General features: G+C 67.4%; 21 protein-coding genes. 15 read left to right on the forward strand and 6 right to left on the reverse strand.

The features are described 5' to 3' along the window. Positions 1–43: 43 nt before the first annotated feature. Positions 44–508 carry a rhodanese-like domain-containing protein gene (locus tag ACPYIS_RS04005; protein ID WP_424859984.1) on the reverse strand — a complete coding sequence of 155 codons (465 nt, stop codon included), beginning with the start codon at positions 506–508 and terminating at the stop codon, positions 44–46. 107 nt (positions 509–615) lie between these two features. On the opposite strand from ACPYIS_RS04005, the gene ACPYIS_RS04010 reads away from it, so the two are divergent. From ACPYIS_RS04010 to ACPYIS_RS04020, 3 genes are read left to right on the forward strand one after another with little or no spacing between them, the layout of a single operon-like run. Beyond that, positions 616–1764, forward strand: coding sequence for a Re/Si-specific NAD(P)(+) transhydrogenase subunit alpha (locus ACPYIS_RS04010; protein WP_424895043.1), 1149 nt, complete (start codon positions 616–618; stop codon positions 1762–1764). 42 nt (positions 1765–1806) lie between these two features. Next, positions 1807–2133 carry an NAD(P) transhydrogenase subunit alpha gene (locus tag ACPYIS_RS04015; RefSeq protein ID WP_299021989.1) on the forward strand — a complete coding sequence of 109 codons (327 nt, stop codon included), beginning with the start codon at positions 1807–1809 and terminating at the stop codon, positions 2131–2133. Next, positions 2130–3566 carry an NAD(P)(+) transhydrogenase (Re/Si-specific) subunit beta gene (locus tag ACPYIS_RS04020; protein WP_424895042.1) on the forward strand — a complete coding sequence of 479 codons (1437 nt, stop codon included), beginning with the start codon at positions 2130–2132 and terminating at the stop codon, positions 3564–3566. Before ACPYIS_RS04015 ends, ACPYIS_RS04020 begins: the two co-directional genes overlap by 4 nt. A gap of 21 nt (positions 3567–3587) precedes the next feature. On the opposite strand, the gene ACPYIS_RS04025 is transcribed toward ACPYIS_RS04020, so the two are convergent. After that, positions 3588–3752 carry a type II toxin-antitoxin system RelE/ParE family toxin gene (locus ACPYIS_RS04025; protein ID WP_424895041.1) on the reverse strand — a complete coding sequence of 55 codons (165 nt, stop codon included), beginning with the start codon at positions 3750–3752 and terminating at the stop codon, positions 3588–3590. Between the two features lie 340 nt (positions 3753–4092). Here ACPYIS_RS04025 and ACPYIS_RS04030 point away from each other — a divergent pair, with 340 nt between their 5' ends. Together ACPYIS_RS04030 and ACPYIS_RS04035 are read left to right on the forward strand one after the other, a co-directional pair. After that, complete coding sequence (locus tag ACPYIS_RS04030) at positions 4093–5781, forward strand: long-chain-fatty-acid--CoA ligase (RefSeq protein WP_299021982.1); 1689 nt, start codon at positions 4093–4095, stop codon at positions 5779–5781. A 21-nt stretch (positions 5782–5802) separates the two neighbouring features. Beyond that, positions 5803–6555: a 5'-methylthioadenosine/adenosylhomocysteine nucleosidase gene (locus ACPYIS_RS04035; RefSeq protein ID WP_299021980.1), complete on the forward strand. Its 753-nt coding sequence runs from the start codon at positions 5803–5805 to the stop codon at positions 6553–6555. 18 nt (positions 6556–6573) lie between these two features. On the opposite strand, the gene corA is transcribed toward ACPYIS_RS04035, so the two are convergent. Together corA and ACPYIS_RS04045 are read right to left on the reverse strand one after the other, a co-directional pair. Then, complete coding sequence (corA, locus tag ACPYIS_RS04040; protein WP_424895232.1) at positions 6574–7560, reverse strand: magnesium/cobalt transporter CorA; 987 nt, start codon at positions 7558–7560, stop codon at positions 6574–6576. A 192-nt stretch (positions 7561–7752) separates the two neighbouring features. Then, positions 7753–8994 carry a patatin-like phospholipase family protein gene (locus ACPYIS_RS04045; RefSeq protein WP_424895040.1) on the reverse strand — a complete coding sequence of 414 codons (1242 nt, stop codon included), beginning with the start codon at positions 8992–8994 and terminating at the stop codon, positions 7753–7755. Between the two features lie 204 nt (positions 8995–9198). Between ACPYIS_RS04045 and hpf the strand changes: the two genes are divergently transcribed. The 3 genes from hpf to hprK all read left to right on the forward strand — a co-directional run bounded on the left by hpf (position 9199) and on the right by hprK (position 11121). After that, positions 9199–9531: a ribosome hibernation-promoting factor, HPF/YfiA family gene (gene hpf / locus ACPYIS_RS04050; RefSeq protein ID WP_299020781.1), complete on the forward strand. Its 333-nt coding sequence runs from the start codon at positions 9199–9201 to the stop codon at positions 9529–9531. Positions 9532–9657: 126 nt separating this feature from the next. After that, positions 9658–10128, forward strand: a complete 471-nt coding sequence (gene ptsN / locus ACPYIS_RS04055) for a PTS IIA-like nitrogen regulatory protein PtsN (RefSeq protein WP_299020782.1) — start codon at positions 9658–9660, stop codon at positions 10126–10128. Between the two features lie 42 nt (positions 10129–10170). Then, complete coding sequence (gene hprK, locus ACPYIS_RS04060) at positions 10171–11121, forward strand: HPr(Ser) kinase/phosphatase (RefSeq protein ID WP_299020784.1); 951 nt, start codon at positions 10171–10173, stop codon at positions 11119–11121. Positions 11122–11127: 6 nt separating this feature from the next. Here the strand turns inward: hprK and fur are convergent, their stop codons facing one another. Beyond that, positions 11128–11571 carry a ferric iron uptake transcriptional regulator gene (fur, locus tag ACPYIS_RS04065; protein ID WP_299020786.1) on the reverse strand — a complete coding sequence of 148 codons (444 nt, stop codon included), beginning with the start codon at positions 11569–11571 and terminating at the stop codon, positions 11128–11130. Between the two features lie 108 nt (positions 11572–11679). On the opposite strand from fur, the gene ACPYIS_RS04070 reads away from it, so the two are divergent. The 6 genes from ACPYIS_RS04070 to lptE all read left to right on the forward strand — a co-directional run bounded on the left by ACPYIS_RS04070 (position 11680) and on the right by lptE (position 19043). Further along, entirely contained in the window at positions 11680–12270 is a 591-nt protein-coding gene (locus ACPYIS_RS04070) for an outer membrane protein assembly factor BamE (RefSeq protein WP_424859979.1), read from the forward strand. A 22-nt stretch (positions 12271–12292) separates the two neighbouring features. Continuing rightward, on the forward strand, positions 12293–13126 hold the full coding sequence (gene dapB / locus ACPYIS_RS04075) for a 4-hydroxy-tetrahydrodipicolinate reductase (RefSeq protein ID WP_299020790.1): 834 nt from the start codon (positions 12293–12295) through the stop codon (positions 13124–13126). A gap of 112 nt (positions 13127–13238) precedes the next feature. Next, complete coding sequence (locus ACPYIS_RS04080) at positions 13239–14789, forward strand: methyl-accepting chemotaxis protein (RefSeq protein WP_424859978.1); 1551 nt, start codon at positions 13239–13241, stop codon at positions 14787–14789. A gap of 142 nt (positions 14790–14931) precedes the next feature. Then, positions 14932–15651 carry a dienelactone hydrolase family protein gene (locus ACPYIS_RS04085; protein ID WP_424859977.1) on the forward strand — a complete coding sequence of 240 codons (720 nt, stop codon included), beginning with the start codon at positions 14932–14934 and terminating at the stop codon, positions 15649–15651. Between the two features lie 117 nt (positions 15652–15768). Beyond that, positions 15769–18498 carry a leucine--tRNA ligase gene (gene leuS, locus ACPYIS_RS04090; RefSeq protein ID WP_424859976.1) on the forward strand — a complete coding sequence of 910 codons (2730 nt, stop codon included), beginning with the start codon at positions 15769–15771 and terminating at the stop codon, positions 18496–18498. A 2-nt stretch (positions 18499–18500) separates the two neighbouring features. After that, positions 18501–19043: an LPS assembly lipoprotein LptE gene (gene lptE, locus ACPYIS_RS04095; protein ID WP_424859975.1), complete on the forward strand. Its 543-nt coding sequence runs from the start codon at positions 18501–18503 to the stop codon at positions 19041–19043. A gap of 17 nt (positions 19044–19060) precedes the next feature. Here lptE and rocF read toward each other — a convergent pair whose 3' ends face one another. After that, complete coding sequence (rocF, locus tag ACPYIS_RS04100) at positions 19061–20011, reverse strand: arginase (protein WP_424859974.1); 951 nt, start codon at positions 20009–20011, stop codon at positions 19061–19063. 62 nt (positions 20012–20073) lie between these two features. On the opposite strand from rocF, the gene holA reads away from it, so the two are divergent. Continuing rightward, complete coding sequence (gene holA / locus ACPYIS_RS04105; protein WP_424859973.1) at positions 20074–21132, forward strand: DNA polymerase III subunit delta; 1059 nt, start codon at positions 20074–20076, stop codon at positions 21130–21132. Positions 21133–21174 lie beyond the last annotated feature (42 nt).

Consider the following 21174-nt stretch of genomic DNA (forward strand, 5'->3'; position numbering starts at 1 on the left):
TGGGGAGAATGGCCGCCGGCGCGAACGCGACTCGGTCCGCGGATCAATGCCGGGCGGGGGTTGCGGCGCGACCCGCGGCGTCGAACCCGCCCTTGGCCAGCCACTCCTGCATGCCGCCCTGCAGGATGCGCACATTGTCCCAGCCCGCCACGCGCAGCGCAAAACCCGCTTGCGCCGACAGCGAGCCGGTGTTGCAGTAGATCAGCACCGGTCGGTCTTTGGGGATTTCGTTGCGCCGCGCCAACACCTGCCGCCATTCCATATGGACGGCACCGGGAATGTGGCCCTTCGCGTATTGACCGGCATCGCGGGCGTCGATGATAAAGAAGCGCGTCCAGTCCTCCTTCGGGATCTGCTCAGCGAAGATGACGCCGCCGCCGTAATCGACGAACTCCAAGTACGCGGCCATCTCGTCGATGGCGGTGGCTTTCGGGTCGGCGTGGGCCAACGGGGCAGCCAGCAGGCTGCAAGCGAATGCGGCAGACACGGCAGCGGCGCGCACAGTCATGGAAAGCTCCGGTGAGATCGAAGGCGGGTCGGCGATGATATATTGGCCGACAACGCCACCGCTCGCACGACGCGATCGGCGATCGACCCAACAGAGGAGAACCCACCATGCGCATAGGCGTGCCCGCCGAAATGGCGGCACTCGAGACCCGGGTGGCCGCCACCCCGGAGACAGTCAAAAAACTCGTGGCGCAAGGCCACACCGTGCTGGTCCAAAGCGGCGCCGGTGTGGCGGCCAGCGCACCGGATGAGGCCTACCGCGCGGCAGGCGCCGAGATCGTCGATGCCGACGCCGCCCTGGGTGCCGAGCTGGTGCTCAAGGTGCGTGCGCCGTCGGCGAACGAGCTCGCGCGCATGAAGCCGGGCGCCACCCTCGTGGGCATGCTCAACCCCTTCGATGCCGAGGGGCTGCAGCGACTGGCGGCCGCAGGGCTGACCGCGTTTGCACTCGAGGCCATGCCGCGCACCACGCGCGCGCAGAGCATGGACGTGCTGTCCAGCCAGGCCAACATCGCCGGCTACAAAGCCGTGATGCTGGCGGCCAACCACTACCAGCGCCTGTTTCCGATGCTCATGACCGCAGCGGGCACCATCAAGGCCGCGCGGGTCGTGGTGCTGGGCGTGGGGGTGGCGGGCCTGCAAGCCATCGCCACCGCCAAGCGACTGGGCGCGGTGATCGAGGCGTCCGACGTGCGGCCAGCGGTCAAAGAGCAGGTCGAGTCGCTGGGGGCCAAATTTATCGATGTGCCCTACGAGACCGACGAGGAGCGCGAATGCGCACAAGGCGTCGGCGGCTATGCGCGCCCCATGCCGCAGAGCTGGCTCGAGCGCCAAAAGGTCGAAGTCGCCAAGCGCGTGGCGCAGGCCGACGTGGTCATCTCTACCGCGCTCATCCCTGGCCGCCCTGCCCCAACGCTGGTCACCGAAGACATGGTACGCAGCATGAAGCCGGGCTCGGTCATCGTGGATATCGCCGCGGGTCGCGGTCCGGTCGGTCCGCACGGGCAACCCGGGGGCAACTGCCCGTTGACCGTGCCCGACCAAGTGGTCACCGTGCATGGCGTGACCATCATCGGACACACCAACCTGCCCGCGCTGGTGGCCGCCGACAGCTCGGCGCTGTACGCGCGCAACGTGCTGGATTTCCTCAAGCTCATCTGTCCCAAGGACGCCACGGCCGTGCAGGTGCCGCTGGAGGACGACATCGTCAGCGCCTGCCTCGTCACGCAAGGCGGCGAGGTCAAGCGTCGCGCTTGAATGCGGCGTCGTGCCCGATCACTCCACCGTTCGAGGTTTGCCATGGAAGCCATCTCCCCCGTCGTCTTCAACCTCATCATCTTCGTGCTGGCCATCTACGTGGGCTACCACGTGGTGTGGAACGTCACCCCTGCGCTGCACACCCCGCTCATGGCGGTGACCAACGCCATCTCGGCCATCGTGATCGTGGGTGCCATGCTGGCCGCGGCGCTCACCGAAAGCCCGCTGGCCAAGACCATGGGCGTGCTGGCGGTGGCGCTGGCGGCGGTCAACGTGTTCGGTGGCTTTTTGGTCACCCGGCGCATGCTGGAGATGTTCAAGAAAAAAGAGCGCAAAGCACCCGCTGCCGGTGAAGGAGCCGCCCAATGAGCATGAACCTCGTCGTTTTGCTGTACCTGGTGGCCAGCGTCTGCTTCATCCAGGCGCTCAAGGGGCTGAGTCACCCCACCACCTCCATCCGTGGCAACGTCTTCGGCATGGTCGGCATGGCCATTGCCATCGTTACCACCATGGGCCTGATCACCACCCTGGCCGAGCGCATGGCGCTGGACGAAGCCATGGGGCTGGCCTGGGTGGCGCTGGGACTGGTCGCGGGTGGCACGGCGGGCGCCATCATGGCCCGCCGGGTCGAGATGACCAAAATGCCGGAGCTGGTGGCCTTCATGCACAGCATGGTCGGCCTGGCCGCGGTGTGCATCGCCATCGCGGTGGTGGTCGAGCCGTGGGCGTTCGACCTAGCGGCCAAGGGCGGCGACATCCCCGTCGGCAACAAGGTCGAGCTGTTCCTGGGCTCGGCCATTGGCGCCATCACCTTCAGCGGCTCGGTCATCGCGTTTGGCAAGCTGTCGGGCAAGGTCAAATTCCGGCTCTTTCGCGGCGCGCCGGTGGTGTTTCCCGGCCAGCATCTGCTCAACCTGGTGCTGGGGCTGGTCATCATCGCGCTGGGCGTGGTGTTTGCGCTCACCGGCAATTGGACCGCGTTCGCGGTGCTGACGGCGCTGAGTTTCGTGTTGGGCGTGCTCATCATCATCCCCATCGGCGGGGCGGACATGCCGGTGGTGGTGTCCATGCTCAACAGCTACTCCGGCTGGGCGGCGGCGGGTATTGGCTTTTCGCTCAACAACCCCATGCTCATCATCGCGGGCTCGCTGGTGGGCAGCTCGGGCGCGATCCTGAGCTACATCATGTGCAAGGCGATGAACCGCTCGTTCATCAACGTCATCCTGGGTGGCTTTGGCGGGGATGCCGCGAGTGGCGCACAGGCCGACCAGCCCCAGCGTACCGTGCGCAGCGGCAGTGCCGACGATGCGGCGTTCATCCTGTCCAACGCCGAGAGCGTCATCATCGTGCCCGGCTACGGCCTGGCGGTGGCGCGCGCGCAGCACGCGGTCAAGGAGCTGGCGCAAAAGCTCACCGAAAAAGGCATCAGCGTCAAGTTCGCCATCCACCCCGTGGCCGGGCGCATGCCGGGCCACATGAACGTGCTGCTGGCCGAGGCCGAGATCCCGTACGACCAGGTGTTCGAGATGGAGGACATCAACGCCGAATTCGGCCAGACCGATGTCGCGGTCATCCTGGGCGCCAACGACGTGGTCAACCCGGCCGCGCTGCAAAAAGGCAGCCCCATCTACGGCATGCCCATCCTGGAGGCGTACAAAGCACGCACCGTCATCGTCAACAAGCGCTCCATGGCCGCGGGCTACGCCGGCCTGGACAACGAGCTGTTCTACATGGACAAGACGATGATGGTGTTCGGCGACGCCAAGAAGGTGGTGGAGGACATCGTCAAGGCGATCGAGTGAGGGGGCGGTGGGCGAGGCGACTCAATACCCGGCTTCTTTTTGATGCCGGACCGCGAGAATGGCAATGTACTGCGCGTCGAAGTGATAAAGAGCGACGTAGCCACTGCTGCCGAAGTCGATCAGCCATTCCCGAAACGCCGGGTGCATGTCCTCCACCAGGCGGCCGAGGTGCGGCTGCTGGGCCAAAACCTCGACCCCCGCTCGTATCGCCGCTACCGCGCGTTGCGCGGCTCCGCCTCTTCGCCCGCTTCCAACTTCGCCAGCCAGGCATCGGCCTCTTCTGCCGTCAGGTGCAGGCCGGTGTGCTGATAGTCGTCCCAGGCACGTAGGGCATCCTGCTTGAATGTCTCCCGTCTTTCTTCACGCGGGCAGCATCTCTCCCCCTCCAACCAGCGAACGATCGTTCGGAAAAACCCCAATATAGCGTTCTCGTCGGGGCTTTTTGGGGAATAATGCCCGTAGCCGTCAGCCTGGCGTCAGGCCGCAGAGCCGCGGCTGACTCTGTTCATCGACTGGAGACACCCCCATGACCACCGTGACCGCTGCCGACAAACCTTGGCTCCAACAGTACCCCGAGGGCGTGCCCGCGACCATCGACCCCGGCCAGTACCGGTCGCTGGTGGCGTTGATGGAAGAGAGCTTTGCCAAGTACGCCGACCGGCCCGCGTACAGTTTTCTGGGCAAGGAGTGGACGTACCGCGAGATCGACGAGGCCTCGCGCGCGTTTGCCGGGTATTTGCAGAGCCTGGGCCTGCAGCGCGGTGATCGCGTGGCGGTGATGATGCCCAACGTGCCGCAATACCCCATTGCGGTGGCCGCCATCCTGCGCGCGGGCTACATCCTGGTCAACGTCAACCCGCTCTATACCGCGCGTGAGCTGGAGCACCAGCTCAAGGACAGCGGTGCCAAGGCCATCGTCATCATCGAAAACTTCGCCCACACGCTGCAGCAGTGCATCGCCAACACGCCAGTGCAGCACGTGGTGCTGGCCGCGATGGGCGATCTGTTGGGCATCAAGGGCGTGATCGTCAACCTGGTGGTGCGGCACGTCAAAAAGCTGGTGCCGCCGTTCGAGCTGCCGCAGGCGGTGCGATTCAACGACGCGCTGGCGCGTGGCCGACGCGCCGGCTTCAAGCCGGTCGAGGTGGGGCCCGACGACGTGGCGGTGCTGCAGTACACGGGCGGCACGACCGGGGTGAGCAAGGGCGCGGTGCTGCTGCACCGCAACCTGATCGCCAATGTGCTGCAGTCCGAGGCGTGGGAGGCGCCGGCGCGCAAGACCATTCCTCCCCACGAACAGCCCACCGCTGTCTGCGCACTGCCGCTCTATCACATCTTCGCCTTCACGGTCAACATGATGTTGGGCATGCGCACCGGCGGCAAGACCATTCTCATCCCCAACCCGCGCGACATCCCGGCGGTGCTCAAGGAGCTGCGCAACCACACGTTCCACAGCTTTCCGGCGGTCAACACCCTGTTCAACGCGCTGCTCAACCATCCGGACTTTGACACCGTCAACTGGCGCAACCTGCGCGTCTCGCTGGGTGGGGGCATGGCGGTGCAAGCGGCGGTGGCCAAGCGTTGGCTGGAGCGCACCGGCTGCCCAATCTGCGAAGGCTACGGCTTGAGTGAAACCAGCCCGTCGGCCTGTTGTAACCCGGTCACGGTCAAAGAGTTTTCAGGCACGATCGGGGTGCCCATCCCCAGCACCGAGCTCAAGTGCGTGGACGACAACGGCAACGAGGTGCCGATGGGCACCCCGGGCGAAATCGCCATCCGTGGCCCGCAGGTGATGGCGGGTTACTGGCAGCGCCCGGATGAAACGGCCAAGGTCATGACGGCGGACGGGTGGTTCCGCACCGGTGACATCGGCGTCATGGACGAGCGCGGCTACTTCAGAATTGTCGACCGCAAGAAGGACATGATCCTGGTGTCGGGCTTCAACGTCTACCCCAACGAGATCGAGGACGTGGTGGCGCAGTGCGACGGCGTGCTGGAGTGCGCGGTGGTGGGCATCCCCGATGAGCACTCGGGCGAGGCAGTCAAGCTGGTCGTGGTCAAGAAAGACCCGGCGCTGACCGAGGCGCACATCCGCGAGTTCTGTGAAGCGCGCCTGACGGGCTACAAGCGCCCTAAGGTGATCGAGTTCCGCACCGAGTTGCCCAAGACGCCCGTGGGCAAGATTTTGCGGCGAGAATTGCGGGACAAAAAGTAACGTTGTCCCGGAGGTGGTCGCATGGCCCGTGTCGCCGTCATCAGTGCCGTTCACGAAGAGTTGGCCGAAATCCTGCAGCTCATGCCCGACGAGCGCAAGGTGACGGTGGCGGGGCGCGAGTTCTGGCAAGGCCATCTGCAGGGCCACGAAGTGGTGGCCGTGCTCAGCGGTATCGGCAAGGTGGCGGCGGCGACGACGGCCACGGTCTTGCACGAGCGCTTCGCGCCGCAATACATCTTGTTCACTGGCGTGGCCGGCGGCTTGGCGCTGGGGGCCGAGGTGGGCGACGTCGTGGTGGGCACGCGCTACCTGCAGCACGACTTGAGTGCGGCGCCGCTGTTTCCGCGCTGGGAGGTGCCGGGCACCGGCAAGATGCACTTCGACGCCGATTTGGTGCTGGCGCAGGTGCTGGAAGAAGCCGCGCGCGACGCGGTGACGTGGCTGCCCAAGCTGGTCAGTGAGGAGACGCTGCGCGCACTGGGGCTGCACCGGCCCACGGTACACCGCGGTTTGATCATCAGTGGCGACCGCTTCATCACCAGCGCGGCCGAGTCGCAGGCGTTGCGCGAGGCGCTGCCCGAGGCGCTGGCAGTGGACATGGAAAGCGCTGCCGTGGCCCAGGTGTGCTGGGACTATGGCACACCGTTTGGCGCCGTGCGCACGCTGTCGGATCGTGCCGACGACGAGGCGCACGTGGACTTCCAGGCCTTCATGCGCGACGTGGCCCGCCACTACAGCGCGCGCATCGTGCGCAAGGCGCTCAACCTGCTGTGAGCGCGCTGCCGAGCCGCTTCACTTGAGCCAGCCGCGCTTGCGGAAATACAGCATCGGCCCCACGGCGCTGGCCACCATCAGCAGCAGCGCGGCCGGGTAACCCCACTTCTGCGACAGCTCCGGCATGTACTCGAAGTTCATGCCGTAGATGCTGGCGATCAGCGTGGGCGGCAGCAAGGCGACCGAGGCCACCGAGAAGATCTTGATGATCTTGTTTTGGTTGATGTTGATGAAGCCGATGGTGGCATCCATCAGGAAGTTGATCTTCTCGAACAGAAAGGCCGTGTGGCTGTCGAGCGAGTCCAGGTCGCGCAGGATCTGGCGCGCGTCCTCGAATTGCTCGGCACTGAGCATGCGCGAGCGCATCATGAAGCTGACCGCGCGCCGCGTGTCCATCATGTTGCGTCGGATGCGGCCCGACATGTCCTCGTGGCGGGCGATGGACGCCAGCACTTCGCTGGCGATGTCGTCAGTCACCTGACCGGACAGCACTTTGCTGCTGATGCGTTCCAGGTCGTCGTAGATTTCTTCTAGGGTGTCGGCGCAGTACTCGGCGTCGGTGTCGTACAGGCTCAGCAGCACGTCCTTGGCGTCGTCGATCAGGCCCGGCATGCGGCGTGCGCGCAGACGCAGCAGCCGGAATACCGGCACGTCCTCGTCGTGGATGGAAAACAGCACGCCGTGGCTGTTGAGGTCGGGGTTGCGGTCGTTGAGGATGAACGCCACCCGCACGTGGCGCGGGTCGTCCTCGTCGGCGATCAAAAAGTCGGAGCGCACGTGCAGCTCGCCGTTGTCCTCCTCGAAGAAGCGGGCCGACTCCTCGATGTCCTCGTCCATCGCGTCTTCCGGGATGGACAGGCCGAAGTGCTGGCGCACCCAGCGCCGTTCCTCGGGCGTGGGCGCTTCCATGTCCACCCAGATGGGTTTGAAGCGGGCCAGATCCTCCAGGGACTCGATTTCCTCCTGGACCAGGCGACCGTTGACGAGCGTAAAGACGTTGAGCATGGGCGCGACCAATGGGCGGGTTGGGGGGACGACGATCATCGACGGGTGCTTTCGATCGCAAGTCCGTCACCCCTGGTGTGTCGCGCCCCAATTGGGCGGGCAAGGCTCAGGTGTGGCGACCCAGCGCCGAAAGCACGCCACTAGGGCTGCTTTCCACGGGAAGAACTCCAAATCGGCGTATGACGCGTGCGATTATCGCACCGCAACGGGCGCATCGTCGTGTTGCGCCGCGCCAAAGAACGCGCGCAGCTCGCCCTCGCGTTGCTGGGCGTCGATTTCGCCCAGGCGCATGAGCGCGTGCACGAAGCCCGGCTCGAACAGCAGGTAGCTGGCCAGCGCAGCAGCGCTGCCGGCACCGTGCCGCCGGGTCTCCAGTGCCCCTAGCCCGGCCAGCGTGTCGCGCGTACCCGCGGGCAACTCCTGCACGTGCTTGAGTGCCAGTTCGTCCAGCGAGGCACTGGGCTGCAGCGCCAGCACCTCCACCGGCCGGTAGGGCAACCACGCCGCCACCTCCGGCGGCAGCTGGGCCAGGGTGCGGCTGACGCGCTGGGCCTGCTCGACGTCGGCCAGCAGCGTGTCGTGGAACACACTGGCCAGCGCGTGGCCGGCGATGGTACCCGCGCTGGGTGCCCCAGGCCCAGCACGGGATGACGTCAAGCCCGCGCGCTGCGGCTGGCCCACCCCGATGACCAAGATCTGCCGCGCCCCCAGATGGATGGCCCCCGACAGCGGCGAGAGTTGGCGCATCGAGCCGTCGCCGAAATATTCCTTGTGGCCCCCGACCCACAGGGGCACGGCAGGGAATAGAAATGGGATGGCCGCCGAGGCCATCAGGTGCTCGATGCCGATGAGCTGCGCCTCGGCGCGCCGTCCAGGGCGACGCCAGGGCGAGCAGCTGGGGTCGTGGGTCTGAAAAAACGTCCAGTGTTCGCCGCTGCTGTAACTCGATGCGGTCACTCCCAGCACGTGCAGCGGGCCATCGCGCAGCGCCGCATCCAGGCGTTCCAGGTGCAAGTGGCGGTGCAGGGTGTCGATGAGCGGCTCGGTGTCGAGCAGGGCGCGGTGCCGTCGGACCTGCCACACGAGGGTCCACCCCGCCGAAAACAGGTTTGGCGGCCCCAGCCGCCACGCTGACAGCCGATAGACCTGGTGCGACCGCAGCCGCGACCAAAAGGCGGCCAACTGATCGAACGCCGAGCAGCCGTTACCTGCGCGGCTGCCCAGGTAGGCTGCGTTGAGGGCACCGGCCGATGTGCCCAGCACGATGTGGAAGGGAAAGGGTGCATCCTCACCGAGCATGCGCGCCAGCGCGCGCAACACCCCCACCTGATAGGCGGTGCGCGCACCCCCACCCATCAGCACCAACGCCCGACGCGAGGGCTGGTCGGCCGCAGGGGGTTCGAGGCTGGTGGCCAGCAGTGTCTCCAGGGCCATGCGCACAGTATTCCCGCGCCGCCGTGCCTCGGCCATGCGGGAAATCCCGCAGCGGCGGGCCCAGGCGCGGGGCGCTGCCAAACAGCGCTTGTCACGACGCGGTCAAACGGGCATAGTATGAGCGTGGGTCTGGCACGGCGCCGGGCCCGCGGGCTCCCGGTGGTCGGCCACCGGGCGATCCACAGGAGCGAAAGGAGGCTCTTCATGAACCTGACCATCAGCGGACACCACCTCGAAGTCACGCCCGCCCTGCGCAGCTACGTCACCAGCAAGCTGGAGCGTATCTCGCGCCATTTCGACCAAGTGGTGGACATCCGTGTCCTGCTCACCGTCGACAAGATCAAGGACAAGGATCACCGGCAGAAGGCCGAGTGCAATATTCACGTCAAAGGCAAGGACATCTACGCGGAGAGCACGCACGCCGATCTGTACGCGGCGGTCGATGAGCTGGCCGACAAGCTCGATCGCCAGGTGTTGCGCTACAAGGACAAGGTCCAAGAGCACCATCACCTGCCCGTCAAGCGCGAAATCGCCTGAACACACTGCAGGCAGCCCGTGCTGTGGCGCACAAACCGCTTGCTTCGGCAAGCGGTTTGTCCTTTCTAGGCCGATGCAGGGCGGCCGAGTTGGCGGCATAATGGGCCCTCGTTCCGAGGCATAGCGATGAACCGACTTTCTGCGATCCTTCCGCCTGAGCACGTGCAGGTGGCCGTCGAGGCCACGAGCAAGAAGCGTGCGTTCGAGGAGGCTGGCTTGCTGTTCGAATCCTTGCACGGACTCAACCGCGCGCTCGTGACCGACAGCCTGTTTGCGCGCGAGCGCCTGGGCTCGACCGGTCTGGGGCACGGCGTGGCCATTCCGCATGGGCGCATCAAGGGCCTCAAGCAGCCCATGGCCGCGGTATTCCAGCTGGCGCAGCCGATTGGTTTCGACGCGCCGGATGAGCAACCCGTCAATCTTCTGATCTTTCTGCTCGTGCCCGAGGCGGCCACGCAAAAGCATCTGGAGATCCTCTCCGAGATCGCCGAACTGCTCAGCGACACCACGCTGCGCGAAAAGCTGCGCAGCGCCGATAACGCCGCCACGCTGCACGGCCTGATTGCGGGCTGGCAGTCGGCCCATGCCGCCGCCTGATGCGCCGCCCGCGCGCATGATCCCGACGCGCGCCCCCCGGCCATGAAACCCAGCGCCGTCAGCGCCGATGCCCTGTTCGAGGACCACCGCGAGACCCTGAAGTGGCAGTGGGTCGCGGGCCAGTCGGCCTCCGAGCGTCGCTTCGACGACAAAGCCGTGGCCGAAGCGCGCTCGGGCGCGGATCTGGTGGGCTATCTCAACTACATCCACCCCTATCGCGCCCAGGTGTTGGGGGCGCGCGAGGTGGCGTATCTGCACAACGCCACCGCCGAGGACTGCCGCCGGCGCGTGGCGCGCATCGTCACGCTCGAGCCGCCGCTGCTGGTCGTGGCCGACGATCAGCCCCCGCCGCCCGAGTTGGTGGCGATGTGCGAGCGCGCGCACATACCGCTGTTTGCCACCGCGGCCTCGGCGGGGTTCGTCATCGATGTGCTGCGCGCCTACCTCTCGCGCCACTTTGCCGAGCGCACCACCCTGCACGGCGTGTTCATGGACATTTTGGGCCTGGGCGTGCTCATCACGGGCGAGTCCGGCCTGGGCAAGAGCGAGCTGGGGCTGGAGCTGATCACGCGCGGACACGGCCTGGTCGCCGACGATGCGGTCGATCTCTACCGCGTCAGTCAAACGACGATCGAAGGGCGCTGCCCAGACTTGCTGCAAAACCTGCTGGAGGTGCGCGGGATCGGCCTGCTCGACATCAAGGCCATCTTTGGCGAGACGGCGGTGCGCCGCAAAATGCGGTTGCGCCTGATCGTGCATCTGGTGCGGCTGTCCACACTGGAGCGTGACTACGAGCGGCTGCCCAGCGAGCCGATGTATCAGGACGTGCTGGGGGTGGCGATCCGCAAAGCGGTCATTCCCGTGGTGGCGGGGCGCAACATCGCCGTGCTCGTTGAAGCCGCGGTGCGCAACGCGATATTGCAACTGCGCGGCATCGATACGTACCAGGAGTTCGTGCAGCGCCAGCGCGCCGCCATGCTGCGCGACGGCTAGGCGCGCTCAACCCCGGCGCGCGCGATTGCCACGGTGCGGGCAGTCTTGACGCTGGCAGTGCGCATACAGTGAGAGCGCGTGCTCCTGCAGCGCAAACCCTCGTTCTTGCGCGATCGCCTGCTGCCGACGTTCGATTTCGGCGTCGTAAAACTCCTCGACGCGGCCGCAGTCCAGGCATACCAGGTGGTCGTGGTGCTGGCCTTCATTGAGCTCGTAGACGGCCTTGCCCGACTCGAAGTTGCTGCGTACCAAGATGCCGGCCTGCTCGAACTGCATCAGCACGCGATAGACCGTGGCCAGCCCGATGTCGGACTGCTCCTCGAGCAGCGCCTTGAAGACGTCTTCGGCCGTCATGTGCCGCTGCCGCCCGGACTGAAAAATTTCCAGGATCTTCAGGCGCGGCAGCGTGGCCTTGAGCCCCGTGCTCTTGAGTTCGTCGATACCAGTCATGCGTGGGGGTGTTGGGTTGGGCCGCGGGCGCGCGACACTACAATGGGCGAGATGATATAACCACGCACCGGTTTGCGTGTATCCGTGTGCCCATTTCTGACGACTGCCATGAACCCTGCCCGCCTTGACCCGACATCGACCCTCCGGCGTGCGGCCGTCTGGGCGGTGCCGCTGCTGTTGACGCTGTCTGGCTGCTCGGCCCTCGACGGGGCATCGGCGCGCTTGTCCAACCTGGGCGGGCTTATCACCCCGTATCGGATGGATATCTTGCAAGGCAACGTGGTGGTGCGCGAGCAGGTGCAGGCGTTGCAGCCGGGCATGACGCGCGAGCAGGTGCAAGCCATCCTGGGTACGCCGTTGGTGGCCAGCGTCTTCCACGCCCACCGCTGGGACTATGTCTTTACCTTCCAGCGCCAGGGCCAGCCGCCACAGCGGCGCGTGGTGACCGTCTTTTTCCGCGACGACCGGCTCGAGCGCGTGCAGGCCGATGAGCTACCCACGGAAGAGGAGTTCGTGGCGTCGCTGCAGGTGCGCCGCCCGCCCGGGCGGGTGCCGGTGCTCGAAGCCACCGAGGAGCAGCTCCAGGCCGCGGAGTCCAAGGCACCGGCTGCCTCCCGGGCGCCGGTGGAGCCCGCATCGGCGGCTCCCGCTCCCGCCCCCGCGCCTGCGACGTCCTATCCGCCCCTCGAGCCGCGTTGAACGTTTGCCCCTTGCTCGCACCATGACCGCCTCCACCCCCCATCGCGTCGCCATCGCCGGCGCCAGCGGCCGCATGGGCCGTATGTTGATCGAAGCCGTGTTGGCGGCCGACGACTGTGTGCTGACGGCTGCACTCGACCGGCCCGACAGCCCCGCGCTGGGGCAGGATGCGGCCGCCTTTTTGGGGCAATCCAGCGGGGTGCGCATCGCCGCAGACATCGACGTGGCGCTGTCGGCCAGCGACGTCCTCATCGACTTCACCCGCCCGCAGGGCACGATGGCGCACGTGGCGGCCGCCGTGCGCCACGGCACCGCGCTGGTCATCGGTACCACCGGCTTCGACCCGGCGCAAAAAGCGGCGATCGCCGAGGCGGCGCAGCAAGTGCCCATCGTGCTCGCGCCCAACATGAGCGTGGGCGTCAACGTCACGCTCAAGCTGTTGGAGATGGCCGCGCGCGCCCTGTCCAGCGGCTACGACATCGAGATCGTCGAAGCCCACCACCGCCACAAGGTCGACGCGCCCAGCGGTACGGCGCTGCAGATGGGCGAGGTCATCGCCGCAGCGCAAGGCCGCAGCCTCCAAGATTGCGCCGTCTATCAGCGCGTCGGCCACACCGGCGAGCGCGAACCGGGCACCATCGGCTTTGCCACCGTGCGCGGGGGCGATGTGGTGGGCGACCACACGGTGATGTTTCTGGGCATGGGCGAGCGCATCGAAATCTCGCACAAATCCAGCAGCCGCGCCACCTATGCCCAAGGCAGCCTGCGCGCGGTGCGCTTTCTGGCCCAACAGCCGCCCGGGCTGTACGACATGGCCGACGTGCTGGGCTTGAAAAAAGAACGAACGTTCGTTTAGGGAAATCCCTCATGGGGATCGGCCCACCCCTGCGCTAGAGTGTCGCCCCTGTGTGCCCGGGCGGTTCCGACCCCCCGGTCGAACGTCTGGGCATCGACATCGGGGAAATCGCATGCGTGTGAAGGACTGGCGGCTGTCCACCAAGCTGTGGACGGGCGTAGGGGTGTTGGTTGCGGCCATCGTCGCGGTGGTGGTGACGGTGTCGGCGCAATCGGCACTGACGAGCCGCGCATCGGAAGCGGCGATTCGGGCGCGCACCGAGCGGCTGTTTGCCGCGTCGCTGTGGGCGGGGTTGGTCGAAACCGATCTGACGCGCGCGCAGGCCATGTTCATCGCGCGCGACCCGATCCTGCAGACCCTCTATCTGGTGCCCATGGCCGAGGGGCGCAAACGTATGGCCGAGCTGGAGGCCAGCATCGTCGAGAAGGTGAGCGACGCCCGTGAGCGAGCGCTGCTGGATGCCGTGATGGCGCTGCGGCGCGAGATCGAAGCGGCGTTCGAGGAGGCGCAGCGCTTGCGCGAGGCGGGCGACGAGGAGCGCGCGTTGGCCGTGCTGGAGGCGCGCTACACCCCGCGCATCCCGGCGTATTTGCACGCGCTGCGCGAGTTTGCCGATTACCAACGCGCCCAGCTTGCCACCGTGCAGGCGTACTACGAAAGCAAGCGTCGCCAGAACATGATCTTCGGCTCCACCGCGATGGGCCTGCTGGTGTTGGGCATCCTCATCGGCGCGTGGGGGCTGATCCGGCACATCCGCCAGCCGCTGCAGCGCACGGTATCGTTTGCGTCCACGCTGGCCGGAGGGGATCTCACGTACGCCCTCGATACCCGGCGGCGCGATGAATTTGGCGAGATGACCCGAGCGCTGGAAACCATGCGAGGCGAACTGGCTGCCCTGGTGCGGGAAGTGCGCCACGCCAGCACCCAGCTGCAAGAGACCACGGAGGAAATCGCGCACGGCAACCAAGATCTGTCGGACCGCACCGAGCGAGCCGCCAGCAATTTGCAGGAAGCCGCGGCCAATATGGAAGCGTTGACCGAGCGCATCCGCGAAGCGGCTGCCAGCGCCCGTCGCGCCAGCGAGCAAGCGCAGGCCTTGGGGCAGCGGGCGCGCGAGAGCGATCAGGCGGTGGCCCAGCTCGTGGCCACGATGGAGGCCATCCGCCAGAGCAGCGACCGCATCGCCGCTATCACCGCCGTGATCGACGGCATCGCGTTCCAGACCAACATCCTGGCCTTGAACGCGGCGGTGGAGGCGGCCCGAGCCGGTGAGGCGGGCCGGGGGTTTGCCGTCGTGGCGGGGGAGGTGCGCGGCCTCGCCCAGCGCAGCGCCGAGGCCGCGCGCGAGATCCGTGGCTTGATCGAACACAGTGTGGCCGACGTGCAGCAGGGGACCCATCAGGTCGAACAGGCGCGCGCCACCATCGAGCGCATGCGCGACGAAGTGCACCGGCTGGGTGAATCGATCGCCGAAGGTGCACAGGCCAGTCAGGAGCAGGCGAATGGGGTCGACGAGATGAACGAGGCCATTGGCCAGCTCGACCGCATGACGCAGCAAAACGCGGCGCTGGTCGAAGAAATCGCCGCCGCCGCGCTGGCGATGCGCGAGCAAGCCACACACCTGACGGCATTGGTGGAGCGGTTTCGCGTGCCGGCCGCGTAAACGGGCAGCGCGCTGGCAGTGGGTCCCGCCCGGGGCGCTCGCCTACAATGCCTGCGCGGGGTGCCTGCGTGGGCCCGGGGCATGCCGTGCAGTCACCGTTGCGCCCATCGGGCCCCACGAGCAGCACAGGAGACAGACGCCCATGACCATCCAAACCCGCACCATCGAGTACACCCACGACGGCGACGTGTTCGAAGGACTGCTGGCGTGGGACGACCGCCAGCCGGGCCCCCGCCCCGCGGTAGCCGTGGCCCACGCCTGGGCCGGGCGCAGCGCGTTCGAGGACGGCAAGGCGCGCGCGCTGGCGGAGCTGGGCTACGTGGGCTTTGCCATGGACGTGTACGGCAAGGGCCGCCGCGGTCGCACCAAAGAGGAAAACGCCGCCCTCATGACCCCGCTGGTGCAGGACCGGGCCCGCTTGCAAGCGCGCCTGGCGGCGTCGCTGCAGACGCTGGCGGCACAGCCGCAGGTGGACGCGCAGCGGCTGGCGGCCATCGGCTTTTGCTTTGGCGGCCTGAGCGTGCTGGACATGGCGCGCACGGGGTTGCCGCTGCGCGGGGTGGTGAGTTTTCATGGGCTGTTCACCCCGCCGGGCAACACCGCGGGCCGTGCCATCAGCGCCAAAGTGCTGGCGCTGCACGGATGGGACGACCCGATGGCCACGCCGGAGGCGGTGCTGGCGTTTGCGCGCGAGATGACGCAAGCGGGCGCCGACTGGCAGCTGCACGCCTATGGCGCCACGATGCATGCCTTCACCAACCCCGAGGCCAACGATCCCGGCTTCGGCACCGTCTACAGCGCGCGCGCGGATGCGCGCTCGTGGCAGGCCATGCGCCAGTTCCTGGCCGAAGTGCTGGCCTGAGCGCTGCCTGCACTGGCGGTGCGCGGGGCCCGGGTGGTATCTGGCGCACGGCCCCCTCTACAATCGCGGCAAACCCGTCGCGGGATTGCGTCCCGTGTGCCAATCCTTTTCGCTTCCATGACCGCTGCTACCGCTCCTTACTCGCCACGTGACCTGGAGGCCGCCATGCAGGCCCAGTGGGCCGCGCGCGACGCTTACCGCGTGCGCGAAGACGCGTCGCGCCCCAAGTTTTACGCCTGCTCCATGCTGCCCTACCCCAGCGGCAAGCTGCATATGGGGCACGTGCGCAACTACACCATCAACGACATGATGGCGCGCCAGCTGCGCATGAAGGGCTACAACGTGCTCATGCCCATGGGCTGGGACGCCTTCGGGCTGCCAGCGGAAAACGCGGCCATCAAAAACGGCGTGCCGCCCGCGCGCTGGACGTACGACAACATCGCTTACATGAAGCGGCAGATGCAGGCCATGGGCCTGGCCATCGACTGGAGCCGCGAGATCGCCACGTGTTCCCCCGACTACTACAAATGGAACCAGTGGCTGTTTCTGAAGATGCTGGAAAAGGGCATCGCCTACCGGCAGACCCAAGTGGTCAACTGGGACCCGGTAGACCAGACGGTGCTGGCCAATGAGCAGGTCATCGACGGGCGCGGCTGGCGCACCGGGGCGCTGGTGGAAAAGCGCGAGATCCCCGGCTACTACCTGGCCATCACGCGCTACGCCGAAGAGCTGCTGTCGGCCGTGGCCAACCCGGATGATCCCAACTTCTTGCACGGCTGGCCCGAGCGCGTGCGCCTGATGCAGGAGAACTGGATTGGCAAGAGCGTCGGCGTGCGCTTTGCCTTCCCGCACGACATCCGCGACGAGGACGGCCGCCTGATCCAGGACGGGCGGCTGCACGTGTTCACCACCCGCGCCGACACCATCATGGGGGTGACGTTTTGCGCCGTGGCGCCCGAGCATCCGCTGGCGCAGTTGGCGGCGCGCCGCGACCCGGCGCTCGCTGCCTTCATCGAGCGCTGCAAGCAAGGCGGCACCACCGAGGCGGAACTCGCGCTCAAGGAGAAGGAGGGCATGCCCACGGGGCTGGTGGTGCGCCACCCGCTCACCGGTGAGGCGGTGCCGGTGTGGGTGGGCAACTATGTGCTCATGGGCTATGGCGACGGCGCCGTCATGGGCGTGCCTGCGCACGACGAGCGCGATTTCGCGTTCGCGCGCAAGTACGGCCTGCCGATCAAACAGGTCATCGGCCCGGCGCCCGGCTCAGAGGCGGCGCTGACGTTCGACCCCACGCGTTGGCAAGACTGGTACGCGGACAAGTCGGGCGCGCTGGTGTGTGTGAATTCGGGTGTGCTCGACGGCCTGCCCCACCAGGCGGCGGTGGACAAGGTGGCCGAGCTGCTGGCGGCCCAAGGGCTGGGCGAGAAAAAGGTGACGTACCGTCTGCGCGACTGGGGCATCAGCCGCCAGCGCTACTGGGGCACGCCGATCCCCATCATCCACTGCGACGACTGCGGCCCGGTGCCCGTACCCTACGAGGATCTGCCCGTGGTGCTGCCCGAAGATCTGGTGCCCGATGGCAGCGGCAACCCGCTGGCCAAGTGCGAGGCGTTCCTGAACGTGCCGTGCCCGCGTTGTGGCAAGCCCGCGCGGCGCGAGACCGACACCATGGACACCTTCGTCGACAGTTCGTGGTACTTCATGCGCTACTGCGACCCGCAGCTGTCCGACGCCATGGTGGGCGAGGGCACGCGCTACTGGATGCCGATGGACCAGTACATCGGCGGCATCGAGCATGCCATTTTGCACCTGCTCTACGCGCGCTTTTGGACCAAGGTCATGCGCGATCTGGGGCTGGTGGCGATCGACGAGCCATTCCAGCGCCTGCTCACGCAGGGCATGGTGCTCAACCACATCTACAGCCGCCGCACCGCCAAGGGGGCCAAGGAATACTTCTGGCCGCACGACGTCGAGCCCGTGCTCGACGCCAGCGGCAAGACCGTGGGCGCGCGCCTCAAGCGCGACGTGCCCAGCGCCGACGGCGTGCTGCCCGCCGGCACGCCCATCGATTACGAGGGCGTGGGCACGATGTCCAAGTCCAAGAACAACGGCGTCGATCCGCAAGACCTGATCGACCGCTACGGCGCCGACACCGCGCGCCTGTACACGATGTTTACCGCGCCGCCCGAGGCCACGCTGGAGTGGAACGACGCGGCAGTGGAAGGCAGCCACCGCTTCTTGCGCCGCGTCTGGGCGCTGGGGCAGCGCCTGGCCCAGTCCGACTGGAGCGCGGCCACCCAGTCGGTGCAAGGGGCGTCGTCGCTGGCCGAGGTGCGCTTTGGCAAGCGGGCGCAGGCGCTGCGCTGCGAAATCCACACCGTGCTCAAGCAGGTGGACTACGACTACCAGCGCATGCAGTACAACACCGTGGTGTCGGGCTGCATGAAGATGCTCAACGCGCTGGAGGCGTTCGATTCCAGCGACGAGCCCGGCGGTGGGGTGGCGCTGATCGAGGGCATGGGCATCTTGCTGCGCTGCCTGTATCCGGTCACCCCGCACCTGACCAGCCATTTGTGGCAGGCGCTGGGGTATGCCCAAACGATGGGCGACTTGCTCGATGCGCCGTGGCCGACGGTGGACGAGGCCGCGTTGCGCCGTGACGAAATCGAGCTGGTGCTGCAAATCAACGGCAAGCTGCGCGGCAGCCTGACCGTGCCGGCCGAGGCCGACCGCGCCGCGATCGAGGCGGCAGCGCTGGCGTCGCCGGAGTTCGCCAAGTACGGCGAGGGCCGTCCCGCGCGCAAGGTGGTGGTGGTGCCGGGCCGCCTCGTCAACGTGGTGGTGTGACCATGGTCGCGCGACGCGCCTGGCTGGCAGCGGCAGGGGGCGTGCTCATCTCCGCGGCTGGGCTGGGGGGCTGCGGGTTTCGGCTGCGTGGCACCGGCTGGCGCTTCGGCTTTCGCACCCTGCGCCTGCAGGCCGCGGCCGACAGCGACGTGCTGCAGAGCCTGCGCGCGCAGCTGCAAGCGGCCGGGGTGGTGGTCACGGGCACGGGCGTGGCGGCTGCCACCACCACGCCCGCCGCGCCGCCACCGGCGGCGGATGTGATCCTGCAGGTATTGCAAGACCAGCGCGAGCGCGTCGTGGTGGGCACCACTGCGGCGGGTCAGGTGCGCGAGCTGGCGCTGCGGCGGCGCGTGCGTTTCGCCCTGCGCACGCCGGCGGGGGTCGAACTGATCCCAGAGACCGAACTCTCGCAGGAGCGCGAGCTGAGCTTTTCCGAGACCGTGGTGCTGGGCAAGGAAGCCGAAGAGGCGCTGCTGTTCGACGACATGCGCACGGCGATCGTGCGCCAGTGGTTGGTGCGGCTTGCTGCCGTGCCGCTGCGCTGAACGCGGGGCGCAGCGCTTCAGCTGCCGCGTCGCGCCTGGTGTTCGCGCATCAGCGTGCTCTTGCCGAACAGGCTCTCGATCAGGTCCACCGCCAACAACGCCGTGCGATTGCGCACGTCCAGCGCGGGGTTGAGCTCCATCACGTCCAGGCTGGCCAGCCGCCCCGTGTCGGCGATCATTTCCATGCACAGTTGCGCTTCGCGGTAGGTGGGCCCGCCGGGTACCGTCGTGCCCACACCCGGGGCGATCTCGGGGTCGAGAAAATCGACGTCGAAGCTGACGTGCAGGTGCGTGTCGGCGTCCAGCCCGGCGAGCGCCATTTCCATCGTGTGGCGCATGCCCATCTCGTCGATGTAGCGCATGTCGTACACCTCCAGGCCCTGCTCGTGCACGAAGCGCTTCTCGCCCGGATCGACGCTGCGGATACCGATCTGGCGCACCTGACTCGGGTGCAGTGCAGGGGCGTCGCCGCCCAGGCGCACCAGCGCTTCGGGGCCGAAGCCGCATAGGCATGCGACCGGCATACCGTGCAGATTGCCGCTTGGTGTCAGCGCCGCGGTGTTGAAGTCGGCGTGCGCATCCAGCCACAGCACGCGCAGCTTTTTGCCCTGTGCGCGGCAGTGGCGTGCGACCGCACTGATCGAGCCCATGGCCAGACAGTGGTCGCCGCCCAGCAGGATGGGCAGATGGCCCTGCGCGAGCTCGGCATACACCGCCTCGTGCACGGCACGGTTCCACGCCACCACCTCTGACAAGTGGCGGTAGCCCTGCACCGCTGGCTGCCACGGGTTGGGCGGGCCGCCGAGATTGCCGCGATCGAGTACCCGCAGGCCGTGGGACTCCAGTGCGGCCTGCAGTCCAGCGACGCGCAGTGCCTCCGGGCCCATCGAGGCGCCTCGCGCGCCAGCGCCGATGTCCGTGGGCGCGCCCACGAGCGCCACGGTTTCGATACCAACCGTCGTTGTCATGATCGATTCAGGGTGTCAAAACAGACAGGCCCGTAGTGTGACACGGCTTCTACAATTCGCCCATGCAAATCGGCCACGCCCAGTTGACGGCTCAGCTTCGGCGCGGGCTGGCGCCGTTGTACGTCGTGCACGGCGACGAGCCGCTGCTGGCACAGGAGGCGGCCGACGCCATCCGGGCCGCGGTGCGTGCCGCGGGGCACAGCGAGCGCACAGTCTACACGGTCGCCGGTGCGCACACCGACTGGAGCGCGATCCTGGCGGCCGGCTCGGCGCTCAGCCTGTTTTCCGACAAGCGCCTCATCGAGGTCCGCATCCCGTCTGGCAAACCGGGAAAAGACGGGGCGCTGGCGTTGCAGCGTCTGGCCGAGTCGGCCGCTGCTGCGGCGGATACCGTGACCCTGGTGCTGCTGCCACGGCTGGACGCGGCGACGCTCAAGAGCCCATGGTTTGCCGCCTTGCAGGCGTACGGTGTGGTGGTACGCGTCGATCCCGTCGAGCGTGCCCAGTTACCGATGTGGATCGCGCAACGCCTGCAAGCCCAGGGCCAACACGTTGCCGCGGGTGACGAAGGGCAGCGCACGTTGGCCTTTTTGGTTGATCGGGTCGAAGGCAACCTGTTGGCGGCGCATCAAGAGATCGCCAAGCTGGGGCTGCTGTATCCACCCGGGGAGCTGTCCTTCGAGCAGGTGCGCACGGCCGTGTTGGACGTGGCGCGCTACGACCCCTTCGGTCTGCCCGAGGCGGTGCTCGATGGTGCCGTGGCCCGCGTGCAACGCATGCTGGACGGGCTACGGGCCGAAGGTGTGGCGCCCGTGCCCGTGCACTGGGCGCTGGCCGAGGAGGTGCGCGCGCTGCACCGGGTGCGGCTGGCGCTGGATCAGGGGCAGCCCATGCCACTGGCGCTGCGCGAAGCCCGCGTGTGGGGTGCGCGCGAGCGGCGCTACGAGCGGTTGTTGCCGCGCTTGCGCAGCACGCAGACCGGGCGCTGGCTGGTCGAGGCGCAGACGGTGGACGGTATCGTCAAAGGGTTGACGGCGCCGGATTGGCCGGCCGACCCCTGGCAGGCGCTGCATCGGCTGGCCGTCGGCGTCGCCCTGGCGTGCGCGAGCGCCGGTGCTTGAGGGGATCACCCCCGCAGTCGGGCAAGCACGGCCGGGTCGGTT

Source organism: Tepidimonas sp. HKU78, assembly GCF_049860815.1.
Taxonomy (GTDB): domain Bacteria; phylum Pseudomonadota; class Gammaproteobacteria; order Burkholderiales; family Burkholderiaceae_C; genus Tepidimonas.